The following is a 15,657-nucleotide window of genomic DNA, read 5'->3' on the forward strand; positions in this document are numbered from 1 at the left end:
TATAATGTCGCGAATTGGCTTGCCGCGGAGCGCGCACGGCCAAAACCGCTCGGCAAGCGCTGCGGCCTGAGCGCCGTTTACTTTATCGCGCGGCTTCACCCTTTTGCGCGCGTCCGCACCAAAAGGGCCGCATTTGTGCGACACCACGCATCTTGCTCCTGCCGCAGCACCTCTCTAGAGCGGTAGAGGTTCGCCTTCCGAAACACGCGCCGCCCTATCCGGTCTCTGCCGGTCCTGCGCATCCTCTTGTTATTTCAGCCGAATGCCTCAGCTTTATCATCATCCTCTCGATCCCCAATCGCGTTTCGTCCGCCTCGCTCTCGCCGAATATGGCGTCGAGCCCGAGCTTATTGAGGAACGCGTCTTCGAGCGCCGGCACGATTTTCTCGCCCTCGACCCGGCCGGCGAGACGCCGGTGCTCATCACCGACCATGACCGCATCATCCCGGGCGCCGGCGTGATCGTCGAATATCTCGACGATGTACTGGGCGGGACCTTGGCCGAGCACAGGCTGCTGCCGCTCGACCCCGAGGCGCGCGTGGAAGTGCGCCGGCTCGTCGCCTGGTTCGCACAGAAATTCTACGGCGAAGTCTCGAATTGGCTGGTGACGGAAAAGGTCTACAAGCGCTTCATGCCGGCCGAGGCCGGCGGCGGCGCGCCGGACATGGATCTGGTGCGCGCGGCGCGCGCCAATATCCGCTATCATCTGCGCTATATCGGCTATCTGACGGCGCAGCGGAACTGGCTCGCCGGCGACGCCATGAGCTATGCCGACTTGGCCGCGGCGGCGCATATTTCGGTCGCCGATTTTCTGGGCGATGTGCCATGGGACGAGAACGAAGCGGCGAAGCTCTGGTACGCGCGGGTCAAATCGCGCAAAAGCTTCCGCGCCCTGCTCGCCGACCGGGTGCCGGGGATCAGCCCGCCGGCGGTCTACGCGGACCTCGATTTCTGAGCGCGCTGAAGACGACGCTCAAGGACAAGGCGCGCGGGCTCGGCTTCGATCTGTGCCGCATTGCCCGCGCCGATGCCGCGCCGAAGACGACGGCGCGGCTCAAGGCCTGGCTCGATGCGGGCTATGCCGGCGACATGGATTATATGAGCGAGACGCAGGCGCGCCGGGCCTCCCCTTCGGCGCTTTGGCCGGAGGTCAAAAGCGTCGTCATGCTGGGGCTGAACTATGCGCCGGAGGGCGACCCGCTGGCAACGCTGGCGCTGCAGGATCGCGGCAATATTTCCGTCTATGCGCGGCATCGCGACTATCACGATCTGATCAAGGGACGGCTGAAACAGCTCGGCGCCTGGCTCGCCGCGCAAGCGCCGGGCAGCGAACTGAAAGTCTTCGTCGATACGGCGCCGGTGATGGAAAAGCCGCTGGGCGAGGCCGCCGGCCTCGGCTGGCAGGGCAAACATACCAATCTCGTCTCGCGCGAAGCGGGGTCGTGGCTCTTTCTCGGCGCTTTGTTCACCGATCTCGCGCTCGAACCGGACGAGGCGGAGACGGATCATTGCGGCCAATGCCGGGCCTGCCTCAACGCCTGCCCGACCAATGCCTTCCCGCAGCCCTACCTCATCGATGCGCGGCGCTGCATCTCCTATCTCACGATCGAGCATAAGGGACATATCGCGGCCGAGTTTCGCGAGGCGATGGGCAATCGCATCTACGGCTGCGACGATTGCCTCGCCATATGCCCGTGGAACAAGTTTGCGCAAGCGTCGCGCGAAGCGAAGCTGCAGGCCCGCGCCGATCGCCTCGCGCCGAAGCTCAAGGATCTTCTGGCGCTCGACGACGCGGGTTTCCGCGCGCTCTTCTCCGGCAGCCCGGTGAAGCGCATCGGCGCCGCCCGCTTCCTGCGCAACGTGCTCATCGCCGCCGGCAATTCCGGCGATGCTTCGCTGCTGCCCTTGATCGAGGCGCGGCTGGGCGACGCGTCACCTCTCGTCCGGGCCATGGCGGTCTGGGCGCTCGGCCGCCTGGCGCCGGCGCGCCTCGCCGGGCTCGCGCCAAGGCTGCGCCCCCATGAAGCCGACGCTGCGGTCGAAGCCGAGTGGGACGCGGCCGCCGCGGCGTGCTAAGCAGATCATTGTCATGAATCTTTTCTGCTTCGGTCTCGGCTATAGCGCAGAGCATTTCATCAAGGCCTATGGCGATCAGTTCGACACGATCGCCGGCACGGCACGCAGCCATTACGCGCTCGAACGGCTCGGCGACCCGCGCGTCTCGGGCTTCATGTTTGATGCCGAACGGGCCGACCCCGAGATCGCCGCGGCGCTGACCCGCGCCGACGCGCTCCTCGTCTCGATCCCGCCGGATATCTCGGTCGATCCGGCGCTCGCCAAATTCGGCCGCCTGCTGTCGCAACTGCCGCAGCGGCTCAGGATCATCTATCTTTCGACCATCGGGGTCTATGGCGACCGGGCCGGTGAATGGGTCGATGAGACGCGCGTGCCGGCGCCGAAACAGCCGCGCTCGATCGCGCGGCTGCGCGCCGAAAAAGCCTGGCAGGCGCTCGCTAAAGACGACCGCAAGACGATCCAGATTTTGCGCCTCGCCGGCATTTATGGGCCGGGCCGCAACGCGCTCGTGCAATTGAAGAACGGCACGGCGCAACGGGTGGTGAAGAAGGACCAGGTGTTCAACCGCATTCATGCCGCCGACATTGCGAGCGCCATCGCCGCGGCGCTCGCCTATGAGGGCGCCAACGACATCTGGAACGTCGCCGACGACGAGCCGGCGCCGCCGCAGGATGTCATCGCTTATGCCGCGAAATTGATGGGCCGGGCGCCCCCGCCGGAGGAAGATTTCGAGACCGCGGCCTTGAGTCCCCTGGCGCGCAGCTTCTATGAGGAGAACAAGCGTGCGGCAAACGGCAAGCTGAAAAACGAGCTTGGCGTCGCGCTCGCCTATCCGACCTATCGCGAGGGGCTGAACGCGCTCTGGGATGCCGGCGAAGGACGCTAGCCGTCATCTTGGATGCCGATCCGCTTCGGCCGCACGACCAATGAGGACGTCGAGCATGATTGAACTCTATTATTGGACGACGCCGAACGGCCATAAGATCACGCTGTTTCTGGAGGAAGCGCAGCTTCCTTATGAAATCCATCCGGTGAACATCGGCCGCGGCGAGCAGTTCAAGCCCGAGTTTCTGGCCATCGCGCCGAACAATCGCATCCCCTCGATCGTCGATCGCGCGCCCAAGGACGGCGGCGCCCCGATCTCGGTGTTCGAATCCGGTGCGATCCTGCTCTATCTCGCCGAAAAGACCGGCAAGTTCCTTTCTTCCGATATCCGCAAGCGAATCGCGACGCTCGAATGGCTGTTCTGGCAGGTCGGCGGCCTTGGCCCGATGGCCGGACAGAACAATCATTTCCGCAATTATGCGCCGGAGAAGATCCCTTACGCCATCAAACGCTATATGGACGAGACCAACCGGCTCTATGGCGTAATGAACAAGCGCCTCGCCGACCGCGAATTTCTCGCCGGCGAGTATTCGATCGCCGACATGGCCTCTTATCCCTGGATCGTGCCTTATGTGGCGCAAGGCCAGACTCTCGACGATTTTCCGCATCTGAAGCGCTGGTTCGAGGCAATCAAAGGGCGCCCGGCAACGATTGCCGCCTATGCCAAGGCCAAGGAGATCAATCCCGCGCCGCCGGCCCCGCCAGACGACGAAGCGCGCAAACATCTCTTCGGCCAGACTGCTGCCAAGACCGTCTGAGGCGTGCCGGGCACGCTACAGAGCGTGACGAAATCGCGAAACTATCGTAACACTCTATCCCGCGCGGCCTGATTGGCCTAGGTTCGCGCGGGGGACGATGGCGTGAAGAGCCTTGCGGCAAACAGATTGATCGCGCCGATCGGCGGACTTCGCCTGAAGCCTCCGGTGCGCAATCAATTTGTCGCCGGCCTTGCCATTCTCGGGCTTTATCTGCAGCTCGCCGCCGCGGCGCTCTGCATGGCCGGGTTTACGTCAGGGCCGGACCTGTCCGGCTTCCCGATCTGCCATGCCGCTTCGGGCGATGAGACGCCGGCATCGAAATCCGGCGGCGTCCCCCAGCAGCAGCATTCCTGCCCCTTCTGCGCGCTGCATTGCCATGCGGCGCTCGCGCTGGCGCCGATCATCGCGCTTGCCGTTCTTGCGTCCGTCGCGACACGGATACAGCCGCGGCCCACTCGGGCTTTCTTGCGTCTGCGCTTCGCCATCGCGGCGCAGCCACGCGGCCCTCCCTGCTTCAGCTAGAGACGAAGCGGCGCGCCGCTTCGCATTGCCCTGCCTGCTTGCTGGTCGCTGCGCGGCATGAGTGCTGCTGTTGCGGCCTGCCGAGGCTGGCACCGTTTTCTTCAAGCTGAGGATTTTCCATGTCTCGACACTTCACGCGCGCGCTCGCGGCCGCGTCGCTTATGCTCGCCGCAAGTTCCGTCTGCGCCCACACCATCGTCGGCAATCGCGTCTTCCCGGCGACGCTCACAATCGACGATCCAGGCGTCAACGATGAACTGGCCCTGCCGACGTTTTCCTACCTCGCCGCCGCCAATCCCGACGGAACGCTGGGGCCGATCTCCACTTCGCTGGGATGGGAATATATGAAGACGATCACGCCCGATCTTGGCCTTTCGATCGGCTCCAAAGGCTTTACCTGGCAGCGCAATCCCAAAGCGCAAGGCTGGGCCAATATCGAAACCGAAGCCAAGTTCGCCTTCTTCCAGAACCCCGAGCACGAGTTCATCATCTCGGCGGCCGTGAGCGCCGAGATCGGCCGTACCGGCAGTCCGCAAAGCGCGTCGTTGCCGTCCGACCCGTTTTCGACGATCACGCCGAAATTCTTCATCGGTAAAGGATTCGGTGACGCCTCGGCCGATTGGCTGCGCCCCTTCGCGGTGACAGGCGAAGTCGATTATTCGATCCCGACCGTCGCCATCAATGCGGACGGCAGCACCAACCCGAATGTGCTGACCTACGGCGCCTCGCTCCAGTATAGCCTGCTCTATGAGAATTCCTTCGTTCATCAGGTGCCGGATCTTTTCAAACGGCTGATCCCCGCCTTCGAGGGCGATTTCAGCACGCCGGTCGCCAATGAAGGGCCGATCGTTCCGGGCCAATTCTCGCCTTACGAAACAACGGGCGTCGTCGGCCCATCGCTCTATTATATCGGCCAATATTTCGAGATCGGGGTGATGGCGCAGATTCCGATCAACCGGGCGAGCGGCCATCATGTCGGCGCGCTTGCCGTCCTCGATATTTTCCTTGACGACGTGGCCCCGACAACGATCGGCAAGCCGCTCTTCAGCGCCCCCGTCTCCCCCCTCGCCAGATATTGAAGGGTATGATCATGCAACGCACTTTGCTTTTTATTGGCGCGGTCTGCCTCGCCGCAATCCTGCCCACCGCAGCCTTCGCGCATGCCTTTCTCGATCATGCGGTGCCAAGTGTCGGCACGACGATGGGCTCATCCCCTGTCGAGTTGGAGCTGACCTTTACCGAAGACATCGTGCCGGCCTTTTCTGGCGTACGCGTCAGCGGCCCATCTGGCGCCGTTGCGATCGGAAGTCCGGTCTTCGGCCCGGCGAACTCGCTGCATGTGCGGCTTATTCATGCACTGAAGCCCGGCACGTATAGCGTCAGCTGGCACGTCGTATCGGTCGATACACACCGCACGCAAGGCACGTATAAGTTCACGATCTCCCCATAATCGAAGCGCCTCGCGCCGGTTCACTCCCGGCGCGAGCTTTTTCGCACCATCAGTTTGTCTATCCGATGACGACGATCGAAATCCTCGTTGCCGCGCGGTGGGTTCATTTTGCCGCGCTTTTCGCGCTCTTCGGGTGTCCGCTCGCGTTCCTGCTGACGTGCGGCGCCCATGCGGCACGTGTCTTTCATGCGGCCGATCGGCTGTTGCATGTCGTCGCCATCACCGCGGCGATCTCGGGCTTCGTCTGGATCGCTGCGCTCATCGCCAACATAGTCGGCGGCTTCGGCGAAGCTGCGACGCCCGGCGCCCTCAAGGCCTTCTTTTTCGCAACGCGGTTCGGACCGATCGTCATTATCCGGCTCGTCCTGCTCGCCGCGGCAGTGCTTGCGATCGTCTTGCCCCGGCGCATCCGGTTTATGGCTTGGCTTCTGATCGCCGCCGGCTTGCTGATCGATCAAGCCTGGCTTGGCCATGCCGCCAATGGCGGCGCCAATCTTTCCGGCGCGATGATGATCGCCGCCTATGGCGCCCATGTTCTGGCCGGCGCCGCCTGGGTCGGCGGGCTGCCCGTTCTGCTTTTTTCGCTGCGCGCGCGCGCTGCGCCGGCCGATACCATCACCGTCTTGTCGCGCTATTCGACGCTGGCGACGGCTGCGGTCGTGTTCATTCTGTTGAGCGGCCTCGCCAATACCTGGTTCCGCCTAGCGGGCCATATCGGTCGCCTCGCGGCAACGGATTATGGTGCAATTCTCATCACCAAGCTGTTGCTGGTCGCGCTGATGCTGGCTTTGGCTTCATACAATCGCTTCATCGCTTTGCCGCGGCTCGGCGCCCATTCGCGGGCCATGCCGGCGCGCCTTGCCGCAAGCATCAGCACCGAATTGGCGCTCGGGATCATCGTGATCGGCGCCGCCGCGCTTCTTGGCGTGACGCCGCCGCCGAATTAGCCGCAAAGGTTGCTTTGGAGCTTGCCTTCAGCGTCCGCCTCGGGCCAGACTCGGGCCGTAAAGGTGGGAAAAGTCCATGTCGGATTCAATCGTCATTGCCGTCCCGCATAACCTCGGCGCCGACGAGGCGCGCCGGCGCATTGCTGCGGAAATCGACCGTCTCAAGCAGGAATACATCAATAAATTCGCCTATTCGGAGATCGTCTGGACGGGCGATACGGCGAATATCCGCGTCGTCGCGCTGGCGCAGGAAGCGAAGGCGCGCATTGATGTGTCGGCCGACAGCGTCCGCATCGAGATCGTTCTGCCTTGGCTGCTCGCGAGACTCGCGGCGCCGCTGCGCGCCAAATTGACGGCGACGGCGAAAGATACGCTCGCGCTCGGCTATGCGCCGAAGCAATCCTGAACCTCATTTTTCGAGCACCGCGACCAATCCCGCAACATCGCCGCCAGCGCCACGGCGCGCCGCGGCATGCTCCAGCAGAGGCAGCGAGAGACCGCTCTCGCGCGCGACCTCGCGGATGTAGCCGGGGGCGTGCGCATAACGCAGATCATCGCCCAGTTCGAACCCGCGCGATGCCGTTTGCGCGGTGAAAGCAAAGAGCCCGTGCCGCTGTAGCACGCGGTGCGCGGCGGCGAAGAGCGGCCGCAGATCGCCGATATAGACGAGCACGTCCGCCGCCAGCACAAGATCGGCGCTGCCGGCCGCTTCGCCAGCAAGGAACGTTTCTATGTCGGCGACGTCGAGCCGGTCGTAGATATGTTTCGCCCGCGCTTGCGCGATCATCCGCGGCGAAAGATCGACGCCGGCAAGCTGGCCGACATCGGCGCGGAACCGCTCGCCGCAGAGCCCCGTGCCGCAGCCGAGATCGATCGCTTGCGCGAAAGGCGTCTGGCGCAGGCGCGCGATCGCATCGGCCAAAAGCTGCGGCCCGCGATAACCAAGCCGGCCAACGAGATGCGTCTCGAAACGATCAGCATAATCATCGAAAAGGCGTTTCACATAGGCGTCGGGCGCAGTGTCCGGCAGCGGCGCAGCACCGAATTGCGCGAGCTTGAGAGCGGCGCCCAGAGCGTCGTGTGGCGCTACGGCCAAAGCGCGTTCATAGGCGGCGCACGCCGCGTCAAACTTGCCGAGTGCAGCGCAGGCCTCGCCCAGCGCGAACCAGGCAGCAGCCCAGGCCGGCACGCGTTCGAGAACCTGTTGTAGCAAATCGTGCGCTGCATGATGGTCGCCGCGCGCGGCATAATCAGCCGCATAGGCGAAACGGCGATCGGCGATCAGATCGCCAGAGGAAAGCAGAAGCGCTGCATCGCGGATGAATTCGCCCATCATCGCCTTGCGGTCTCTTTCTTCATCTCTTTCCTAATGCCATCCAACCGCGCGGCGGGCGGCGATGGCCGGCTTGTGATGGTCCATTAACTCACTGTCTTAATTAAGCATTTACGACGCCCCGGGAAAGCGTGCGCCGGCGCACCGACAAATGTTCATCGTGAGTTCAAGTCGATGCTCGATTAAATGGGCATGAGACGGGTTCAGTCCGTAGGCTCGGATAGAGGCAGCGAACTGTCTCACAGCTGTACGGCCCGCAGGTGGGAACTGCCGGGATTATCTGAGAATTTTGCCTTCAAGGCGGGCTTGAGTTTGGCCGGCCGTGAATCAGAGGAGAGAGCAATGTCGCCTTTCATGAAGAAGCTGGTTGCCAGCAGTCTGGTGGCCGCCACGCTCAGCATTGGCGTTGTCTCGTCATCCACGCCGGCCATGGCTTTCCATGGCGGTTGGGGCGGCGGCGGCTGGCATGGCGGCGGCGGTTGGCACGGCGGCGGCTGGCACGGTGGTGGTTGGGGCGGTGGCTGGCGCGGCGGCGGTTGGGGCGGTGGTTGGCGCCGCGGCTATTATGGCGGTTATGGTGGTGGCTGGGGCTGGGGCGCGGCCGGTCTGATCGGCGGTCTCGCGCTCGGCAGCGCGCTCGCCTATCCTTATTATTACGGCTACGGCTACCCCTGCGGCTATTATTACGGCTATTACCATTGCCGGCCCTATTACGGATATCCGTATTATTATCCTTACTAAAATCCGCGTAGCCGGAGCCTGAATCGGGCAATGAGATCAAGGGCAAGCCGCGTGGTAGCGGCTTGCCTACCGGCGCACCAAAATTCCCCGTCTTTTTTGCAAGACTTCTTTTTTGTTTCTGCGTCATGCAACCCGGCGGCAACCGCGGAGTTGGCGCATGTGCGTTTGCGCACCGACCCCCTGGTCCCCCGCCTTATTGTTTAATTGCGGCGTAAGGATTGAGTGGAGGGGCAGACTATGCAGTCGTCTCGGCAAATCCTCGATGGTGGCGTTATGCGGTCGATGGTGGTTGGCATTGGTCTGTCGTGCCTTGCAGCCGCGTTGGTGTTCGGCTCGCCGATTTTCGGTTCGCCGATGCGCGCCGATCTCGGCTATCGCAGTCTTCCAACCGAAAAGACAAGCTACGCCCCGCTGGCGCAGGGACCCTCCGTCGCTCTGAGTCGCGATGGCGATGACGAATGCGTCCGCGCGACGAAGGTCGTGACCACTGCGCAGGGCCCCTATGGCGGCCTTTACGTGCCGCGCGGAATGGCCTGCGAATAGACAAGGCCGCCACGCTTTTCGGGACCTTCGCGCATGCCTATCTTGAGGGGATGCAAGCCGGTCTCCTGACGCTAAAACCCGCTGGGCTCTATTGCGCGGCGGGCGATTTTTTTATCGATCCGCTGCGGCCGGTCGGGCGCGCAATCATCACCCACGCACATGCCGATCACGCCCGCGCAGGGCACGCGCAAGTGCTCGCGACGGCAGAGACACTGGCGCTCATGGCGGTGCGCTACGGCGAAAATTTTGCCGGCGCCACGCAGTCCGTGGCCTATGGCGAAACGCTCGGCGTCGGCGGCGTTGCCGTCAGCTTCCATCCCGCCGGCCATGTCCTCGGCTCGGCGCAAATCCAGCTCGAACGCGGCGGCGCCCGCACGGTGATTTCCGGCGATTACAAGCGCGAGGCCGACCCGACCTGCGCCCGTTTCACGCCGCTTGTCTGCGACACGTTCATCAGCGAAGCAACCTTCGGACTGCCGGTTTTCCGCCATGCCAAGACCGCCGCCGAAATCGACAAGCTTCTTGCCTCGCAGCGGCTCTTTCCCGAACGGACGCATCTCGTCGGCGTCTACGCGCTTGGCAAGGCGCAACGCGTGATCGCGCTGCTGCGCGCCGCGGGCTATGACCGGCCGGTCTATATCCATGGTGCGCTCGAGAAAATCACCGCCTATTACCAGGAAGCGGGAATCGCGCTGGGCGATGTGCGCCGGGCGACCGGCGCAGGCGATCTGCCGGGCGAAATCGTTCTTTGTCCGCCGACCGCCCTCAACGATCTTTGGAGCCGAAAATTTGCCGAGCCGCTGACGGCCTTCGCCTCCGGTTGGATGCGGGTGCGAGCGCATGCCCGCCAACGCGGCATTGAATTGCCGCTCGTCATCTCCGATCACGCCGATTGGGATGGACTCTGTGCGACGATCCAAGAAACCAACTGCGAAACATTGCTGGTCACGCACGGCGAACCGGACGCCTTAGTTCATTGCTTCCGCCAGCGCGGCCTCAACGCTGAGCCGCTGCACATTCTCGGCTACGGCGACGAAGAGGCGGACGCGCCGCCCGAGACCGGCGCGTGAACCGTTTCGCGGCCCTCCTCGACCGCTTGGCCTACGAGCCGTCGCGACTCGGCAAATTGCGGCTGATGACGGATTATTTCCGCCAGGTCGGCGATCCCGACCGGGGCTTCGGGCTCGCCGCGCTGACGGGCGCCCTGAGTTTCCGCCTCGCCAAGCCGGCGCTCATCCGCATGCTGATTTATGAGCGCGTCGATCCGGTCCTGTTCGATCTCTCCTATGATTTCGTCGGCGATCTGTCGGAAACCGTCGCGCTGCTCTGGCCGGGCAAAGCCGACGAAACGGCCGCGCCGCCGCCGGGGCTCGCCGAAGTGATCGAAACGCTGGAAAGCGCAAGCAAACTCGATCTGCCGCGCGTCTTGGCGCGGCTGCTCGATGCGCTCGACGAGACTGGCCGCTGGGCGCTCCTCAAACTCATCACCGGGGCCTTGCGCGTGGGGGTTTCGGCACGGCTCGCCAAACAGGCAGTGGCCGAACTCGGCGGGTATAGCGCCAACGACATCGAAGATCTTTGGCATGGACTGGCGCCGCCCTATCTCGATCTTTTCGCCTGGCTCGAAGGCCGCGAGGCGCGGCCCGATCCGGCCGATCCGGCGCGCTTCTGCCCGGCGATGCTCGCCCATGCCGTCACCGAAAAAGAGCTGGCGGCTTTGACGCCGGCCGATTTCGCCGCGGAATGGAAATGGGACGGGATCCGGGTCCAGGCGGCTGTCGGCCGCGGGCCGCGGGGAAAAATCATTCGGCTTTACTCCCGCACCGGCGAAGAGATTTCCGCTGCCTTTCCGGACCTGGTCGACAGGCTCGGGCGGGCGGCGTCCGAATCCTTCTCTCTCGACGGCGAATTGCTGATCGTGCGCGACGGCCGCGTGCAGGCTTTTGGCGTGCTGCAGCAGCGGCTCAACCGCAAACAGGTAACCGCCGCCCTCCTAAGCGATTTCCCGGCACATATCCGCGCCTACGACCTGCTCGCCTTGGACGGCGAGGACCTGCGCGCCCTGCCCTTCGCCGAGCGGCGGCAAAAACTCGAAGCCTTCGTCGCCGCCGCCCGCGTCGAACGCCTTGATCTGTCGCCGGAGATCGCGTTCGCATCGTGGGATTTTCTCGCCGCCGCCCGGCACGACCCGGCAAGCGCCGGCGCCGGCGCCGATTGGGCCGCCATCGAAGGCGTCATGCTCAAGCGGCGGGATTCGATCTATGTGCCCGGCCGGCCGAAAGGCCTTTGGTATAAATGGAAGCGCGATCCCTTCGCCGTCGACGCGGTGCTTATGTATGCGCAGCGCGGCCACGGCAAGCGCTCGTCGTTCTATTCCGATTTCACCTTCGGCGTCTGGCGCGCCGCGACCGGCGGCGATGAACTGGTGCCCGTCGGCAAGGCGTATTTCGGCTTCACCGACGAGGAGTTGCGGCTTCTCGACCGCTATGTGCGCAATCACACAACCAATCGTTTCGGCCCGGTGCGCGAAGTCGCCTACGGGAAAGACGACGGGCTCGTGCTCGAAATCGCCTTCGAGGGGCTGAACCGCTCCAGCCGCCACAAGTCCGGCGTCGCCATGCGCTTTCCCCGTATCAACCGTATCCGCTGGGACAAGCCGGCGCGGGAGGCGGACCGCCTGGAGACGCTCGAACGCCTGATCATCGCATGAACCGTGCGACCGTGGCGCAAAAGGCATGTCACATGAAGCCGGCGCGACGGCAAAAAGCAAGAGTCTCACTTCGGCAACGCAATCGTCATAAAGGCGAGCACGCGTCTTGCGCGCTTGACACGGCGGGATGAACGCCTCGGCGTTTTGCACCGCGCTGCGTTTTCGGAGCGTCTTTTGCCGCTCAATCAAGTTCTATGCGATTCAACGTTTTAAAGGCAAAGCGCCGGAACGCGTTCAAAATCGGTATCGGTTCGGTCGCTTCTTCACGTTTCACTTCGATGCAAGGACGATGCGAGGAAGCTTCACCGCGCACGGCTTCAACATATGGTTAGATTTCCTTTGAATCATTGGGTTACACCGCCGGCGCGCTACACGATAACGCAAGCCGCAGCGGCCACGCGGCATTGCCATGAAATTTTCGTGACACGATTTTCTTGCGAGGCGTTAGTTCTATGTTAGAGTTTCTTCCGTGGCCGGGCGCACCGACTGCACCAATGCTTCGAGCGAACCTCGAGCGCGTTTTTTCCTAAGTGACAGCGATTTTTCTGCGTAGTTTTGCGCATGAAAGTCGCGTCGGAGAGAGCCGTAAGGAAAGTTTGCAAAGAGTATTTGCGTGCCGCGGGAAGGGGCTTAGAGTAGCGCTCAGCTTAACTCACCAGTCGCGTATGAACTGCTTGGGCTTCGAAATTTCGATTTCGAAGATGGGGGATTTTTGGCTATGACAAGGGCTGTTGTTGCTCGACAAAATTCTTGCGGCAGATCTTCAGCGTATCGTTTTCGCACGGACGGGGATTTTACCCGCTACCGAGCGCTGTTGGTGCGTTGAGCAGCGCCGGCGAGCGCGATAATAGACGGCCCTTGAGCCCGCAAACGTCTCGCTAAGCGCCAGTTGAATTTCACTTTTCTGCAGAAGGCTTCTGCAACGGTGCTTTGCGCCGACGGACCTCTATTCTCTGAGATGAAAGCCGATGCTAAACCCACGCCGAACTGAATCCAACGAAGACGCTTCGTCATCGAAAACCAATATGAAAGATTCATGGGCTGCGATCTGCCGCCGGCTGAAGGCGGAGCTTGGCGAGGCGACCTATAGCTCCTGGTTTCTGCGCCTTGAATTGGCGCAGCTTGCGGGCGATGTCGCCTATCTCTCGGTACCGACGAAATTCTTGAAAATGTGGATCCAGACGCATTATGCGGCGCGGATTCTCGCAGCGATCGGCGGCGAATTCCCGGCGGTAAAACAGGTCGTCATCACGGTCCGGTCCTCGACCCGCGTCCCGGTCGGCAGCAACGCGCAGCCGCGCCTCGACCATGAGGAATCTCACGACGCCGGGACTTTCGAAGCGTCGCAGCCGCGCGGCCATGGCAATGAGCCGGCACGCGCCGGAGCGCCCAAAGAAAAGGACGTAAAAACGACGGCGCGCGGACACGGCGAGACGGAAACTCTCGGCGGCTCGCCGCTCGACCGGCGGTTGAATTTCGCGACCTTCATCGTCGGCCGCTCCAACCAGCTCGCCTATGCTTCGGCACAGGACATCGCCTCGGCAGCGCCAGGCGAGGCGGTGCGCTTCAATCCGCTCTATATCCACGCCTCCGTCGGTCTTGGCAAAACCCATCTGCTGCAGGCCATCGCCCATGCCGCAGCCGGGCAGCGGCGCCGGGTCATCTATCTGACGGCCGAGAAATTCATGCACAGTTTCGCCAGCGCCTTGGAGGCCGCGACGGCGATCTCGTTCAAGGAGAAATTGCGGGCGATCGATCTTCTCGTGATCGACGATGTGCAATTCCTGCGCGGCAAATCGATCCAGCAGGAGTTCTGCCACACGCTCAACGCACTCATCGACGCGCGCCGCCAGATCGTCATTGCCGCCGATCGGCCGCCGGGCGAACTGGAAGCCCTCGAGGAGCGGGTTCGTTCGCGGCTCGCCGGCGGCCTCTGTGTCGAGATGGGCGCGCTCGACGAGCCGCTGCGGCTCAGGATGCTCGAAGCCCGCGTCGCCGCAGCGAAAGTGTTGCACCCGCAGTTCGAATTGTCCCCCGCGGTGCTGGCCTATGTGGCGAGCGTCATTCAGACGAACGGCCGCGATCTCGACGGCGCCGTCAACCGGCTCGTCGCGCATGCCTCCTTGAACCGCGCACCGCTGAGCCTCGAGGCGGCCGAACGGGCGATCCAGGACTTGATCCGCCCGCGCGAGCCGAAAAAGGTCAAGATCGAGGATATTCAGAAGCTCGTCGCCAGCCATTACAACGTGACGAAGGCAGATATTCTCTCCGCTCGGCGCACCGCCAATGTGGTGCGCCCCCGCCAGATCGCCATGTTCCTGGCCAAGACGCTGACGCCGCGCTCGCTGCCGGAGATCGGCCGGCGCTTCGGCGGCCGCGATCACACCACGGTCCTCCATGCCGTGCGCAAGATCGAATCCCTCGTCGGCACCGACGGCCGCCTCTCGGAAGAGATCGAGCTCTTGAAGCGGATGTTGACCGAGAACTGATTTCCGCCGCGCCGGCACCGAGCGTGTGGCATGGGCAAAGGGCGCGGAAAGAGGTAAAGCCGGAGCATGGGTGCTACGGCGATTCGCATTCTCGGCATCGACCCCGGCCTGCGCAACATGGGCTGGGGCATCATCGATTACGCCGGATCGCGCCTCTCCTACGTGGCGAGCGGCTCGATCCATTCGAATAGCCGCGACGAACTGGGTGTGCGCCTGCGCCGTCTGCACGAGGGGCTCGCCCGTGTCATCGACCTGCATGCCCCGCAGGAAGCCGCGGTCGAAGAGACCTTCGTCAATCGCGACCCGCAATCGGCCCTGAAGCTCGGCCAGGCGCGCGGCATTGCGCTGGTTGTCCCGGCACTCGCCGGCCTGCCCGTCGCCGAATATGCCGCCAATCTCATCAAGAAAACAGTCACCGGCACGGGCCATGCCGAAAAGGCGCAGATCGCCCTGATGGTACGAATGCTGTTGCCGAAATGCGCTGCCTTCGACCCACAGGGGCTCGCCGCCGATGCGGCCGATGCGCTCGCCATCGCCATCACCCATGCGCATCATTGCAAGACAGCGGTGGTGCGCCGGGCATGATCGGCAAGCTGCGCGGCACGATCGACTCGATCGGAGAGGATTTCCTGATCCTCGACGTAAACGGGGTCGGCTATGTCGTGCATGGCTCGACGCGAACCCTGCAAAGCCTGCCGCAGGCCGGCGCTGGCGCGACGCTCGCCATCGAAACGCAGGTGCGCGAGGATTCGATCCGGCTCTATGGCTTTCTCAGCGAAGGCGAGCGCGATTGGTTTCGTCTCTTGCAGACCGTGCAAGGCGTCGGTGCGAAAGTCGCCTTGGCGCTGCTCGGCATGTTGAGCGCCGACGAACTCGGCTTGGCCATTGCGCGTCAGGATAAGTCGGCGCTGGCGCGCACGCCGGGTGTCGGTCCGCGATTGGCGGCGCGGCTCGTCGCGGAATTGAAGGACAAGGCGCCGGCTTCGTTCGGCGTACCGTCGCTTGCCGGCGCTACGGCTGCAGCCCTCGGCGCGGCTGAGACGCCGGCTATCGAGGACGCGATCGCCGCGCTGATCAATCTCGATTACAGCCGCCAGCAGGCGACCAATGCGATTGCGGCCGCGCGCGCAGAACTCGGCGAAAATGCCGAGGCGGCGGCGCTGATCCGCCGCGGCCTGCGCGAACTCTCGCGCTAAAGCATCG

At 63.5% G+C, this 15,657-nt stretch carries 17 protein-coding genes; 16 read left to right on the top strand and 1 reads right to left on the bottom strand.

Features of this window, described 5'->3' with window-relative positions:
* Positions 1 to 262: 262 nt before the first annotated feature.
* From Q0025_RS04010 to Q0025_RS04050, 9 genes are all read left to right on the top strand, one after another.
* Positions 263 to 955 (top strand): glutathione S-transferase family protein, encoded by a 693-nt coding sequence (locus Q0025_RS04010; protein ID WP_297296260.1) that lies wholly within the window; start codon positions 263 to 265, stop codon positions 953 to 955.
* Positions 956 to 960: 5 nt separating this feature from the next.
* Positions 961 to 2,076 carry a tRNA epoxyqueuosine(34) reductase QueG gene (queG, locus tag Q0025_RS04015; protein WP_297296378.1) on the top strand — a complete coding sequence of 372 codons (1,116 nt, stop codon included), beginning with the start codon at positions 961 to 963 and terminating at the stop codon, positions 2,074 to 2,076.
* A gap of 13 nt (positions 2,077 to 2,089) precedes the next feature.
* A complete protein-coding gene (locus tag Q0025_RS04020; RefSeq protein WP_297296262.1) occupies positions 2,090 to 2,962 on the top strand; it encodes an NAD-dependent epimerase/dehydratase family protein in 873 nt (290 codons plus the stop codon).
* A gap of 55 nt (positions 2,963 to 3,017) precedes the next feature.
* Positions 3,018 to 3,719, top strand: coding sequence for a glutathione S-transferase N-terminal domain-containing protein (locus Q0025_RS04025; RefSeq protein ID WP_297296264.1), 702 nt, complete (start codon positions 3,018 to 3,020; stop codon positions 3,717 to 3,719).
* 165 nt (positions 3,720 to 3,884) lie between these two features.
* The gene (locus tag Q0025_RS04030; RefSeq protein ID WP_297296266.1) at positions 3,885 to 4,241 is read left to right on the top strand and encodes a DUF2946 family protein; all 357 of its coding nucleotides are present in this window, start codon (positions 3,885 to 3,887) and stop codon (positions 4,239 to 4,241) included.
* A gap of 119 nt (positions 4,242 to 4,360) precedes the next feature.
* On the top strand, positions 4,361 to 5,320 hold the full coding sequence (locus Q0025_RS04035) for a hypothetical protein (protein ID WP_297296268.1): 960 nt from the start codon (positions 4,361 to 4,363) through the stop codon (positions 5,318 to 5,320).
* An 11-nt stretch (positions 5,321 to 5,331) separates the two neighbouring features.
* On the top strand, positions 5,332 to 5,691 hold the full coding sequence (locus Q0025_RS04040) for a copper resistance protein CopC (protein ID WP_297296270.1): 360 nt from the start codon (positions 5,332 to 5,334) through the stop codon (positions 5,689 to 5,691).
* Positions 5,692 to 5,756: 65 nt separating this feature from the next.
* Positions 5,757 to 6,638 carry a CopD family protein gene (locus Q0025_RS04045; RefSeq protein ID WP_297296272.1) on the top strand — a complete coding sequence of 294 codons (882 nt, stop codon included), beginning with the start codon at positions 5,757 to 5,759 and terminating at the stop codon, positions 6,636 to 6,638.
* Positions 6,639 to 6,714: 76 nt separating this feature from the next.
* Entirely contained in the window at positions 6,715 to 7,044 is a 330-nt protein-coding gene (locus Q0025_RS04050) for a polyhydroxyalkanoic acid system family protein (RefSeq protein WP_297296274.1), read from the top strand.
* Positions 7,045 to 7,047: 3 nt separating this feature from the next.
* Here the strand turns inward: Q0025_RS04050 and Q0025_RS04055 are convergent, their stop codons facing one another.
* The gene (locus Q0025_RS04055) at positions 7,048 to 7,974 is read right to left on the bottom strand and encodes a methyltransferase domain-containing protein (protein ID WP_297296276.1); all 927 of its coding nucleotides are present in this window, start codon (positions 7,972 to 7,974) and stop codon (positions 7,048 to 7,050) included.
* Positions 7,975 to 8,313: 339 nt separating this feature from the next.
* Between Q0025_RS04055 and Q0025_RS04060 the strand changes: the two genes are divergently transcribed.
* From Q0025_RS04060 to ruvA, 7 genes are all read left to right on the top strand, one after another.
* Positions 8,314 to 8,712 carry a hypothetical protein gene (locus Q0025_RS04060; RefSeq protein WP_297296278.1) on the top strand — a complete coding sequence of 133 codons (399 nt, stop codon included), beginning with the start codon at positions 8,314 to 8,316 and terminating at the stop codon, positions 8,710 to 8,712.
* A 237-nt stretch (positions 8,713 to 8,949) separates the two neighbouring features.
* Positions 8,950 to 9,255, top strand: a complete 306-nt coding sequence (locus Q0025_RS04065) for a hypothetical protein (protein ID WP_297296279.1) — start codon at positions 8,950 to 8,952, stop codon at positions 9,253 to 9,255.
* Positions 9,256 to 9,305: 50 nt separating this feature from the next.
* Positions 9,306 to 10,325 carry a ligase-associated DNA damage response exonuclease gene (locus tag Q0025_RS04070; RefSeq protein WP_297296281.1) on the top strand — a complete coding sequence of 340 codons (1,020 nt, stop codon included), beginning with the start codon at positions 9,306 to 9,308 and terminating at the stop codon, positions 10,323 to 10,325.
* A complete protein-coding gene (locus tag Q0025_RS04075) occupies positions 10,322 to 11,965 on the top strand; it encodes a cisplatin damage response ATP-dependent DNA ligase (protein WP_297296283.1) in 1,644 nt (547 codons plus the stop codon). Before Q0025_RS04070 ends, Q0025_RS04075 begins: the two co-directional genes overlap by 4 nt.
* 1,025 nt (positions 11,966 to 12,990) lie before the next feature.
* On the top strand, positions 12,991 to 14,454 hold the full coding sequence (gene dnaA / locus Q0025_RS04080; protein WP_297296285.1) for a chromosomal replication initiator protein DnaA: 1,464 nt from the start codon (positions 12,991 to 12,993) through the stop codon (positions 14,452 to 14,454).
* Positions 14,455 to 14,520: 66 nt separating this feature from the next.
* On the top strand, positions 14,521 to 15,039 hold the full coding sequence (gene ruvC / locus Q0025_RS04085) for a crossover junction endodeoxyribonuclease RuvC (protein ID WP_297296287.1): 519 nt from the start codon (positions 14,521 to 14,523) through the stop codon (positions 15,037 to 15,039).
* Positions 15,036 to 15,650: a Holliday junction branch migration protein RuvA gene (gene ruvA, locus Q0025_RS04090; protein WP_297296289.1), complete on the top strand. Its 615-nt coding sequence runs from the start codon at positions 15,036 to 15,038 to the stop codon at positions 15,648 to 15,650. The genes ruvC and ruvA overlap by 4 nt, the downstream gene beginning before the upstream one ends.
* Positions 15,651 to 15,657 lie beyond the last annotated feature (7 nt).

The sequence above is a fragment of the uncultured Methylovirgula sp. genome, assembly GCF_947646745.1.
GTDB lineage: Bacteria > Pseudomonadota > Alphaproteobacteria > Rhizobiales > Beijerinckiaceae > Methylovirgula.

Excerpts from the sequence above, each read along its gene's own strand:
- Q0025_RS04010 (WP_297296260.1), top strand. The coding sequence starts at position 263 with ATGCCTCAGCTTTATCATCATCCTCTCGATCCCCAATCGCGTTTCGTC.
- Q0025_RS04020 (WP_297296262.1), top strand. The coding sequence starts at position 2,090 with ATGAATCTTTTCTGCTTCGGTCTCGGCTATAGCGCAGAGCATTTCATC.
- Q0025_RS04025 (WP_297296264.1), top strand. The coding sequence starts at position 3,018 with ATGATTGAACTCTATTATTGGACGACGCCGAACGGCCATAAGATCACG.
- Q0025_RS04035 (WP_297296268.1), top strand. The coding sequence starts at position 4,361 with ATGTCTCGACACTTCACGCGCGCGCTCGCGGCCGCGTCGCTTATGCTC.
- Q0025_RS04040 (WP_297296270.1), top strand. The coding sequence starts at position 5,332 with ATGCAACGCACTTTGCTTTTTATTGGCGCGGTCTGCCTCGCCGCAATC.
- Q0025_RS04045 (WP_297296272.1), top strand. The coding sequence starts at position 5,757 with ATGACGACGATCGAAATCCTCGTTGCCGCGCGGTGGGTTCATTTTGCC.
- Q0025_RS04050 (WP_297296274.1), top strand. The coding sequence starts at position 6,715 with ATGTCGGATTCAATCGTCATTGCCGTCCCGCATAACCTCGGCGCCGAC.
- Q0025_RS04055 (WP_297296276.1), bottom strand. The coding sequence starts at position 7,974 with ATGATGGGCGAATTCATCCGCGATGCAGCGCTTCTGCTTTCCTCTGGC.
- Q0025_RS04060 (WP_297296278.1), top strand. The coding sequence starts at position 8,314 with ATGTCGCCTTTCATGAAGAAGCTGGTTGCCAGCAGTCTGGTGGCCGCC.
- Q0025_RS04065 (WP_297296279.1), top strand. The coding sequence starts at position 8,950 with ATGCAGTCGTCTCGGCAAATCCTCGATGGTGGCGTTATGCGGTCGATG.
- Q0025_RS04070 (WP_297296281.1), top strand. The coding sequence starts at position 9,306 with ATGCAAGCCGGTCTCCTGACGCTAAAACCCGCTGGGCTCTATTGCGCG.
- dnaA (WP_297296285.1), top strand. The coding sequence starts at position 12,991 with ATGAAAGATTCATGGGCTGCGATCTGCCGCCGGCTGAAGGCGGAGCTT.
- ruvC (WP_297296287.1), top strand. The coding sequence starts at position 14,521 with ATGGGTGCTACGGCGATTCGCATTCTCGGCATCGACCCCGGCCTGCGC.
- ruvA (WP_297296289.1), top strand. The coding sequence starts at position 15,036 with ATGATCGGCAAGCTGCGCGGCACGATCGACTCGATCGGAGAGGATTTC.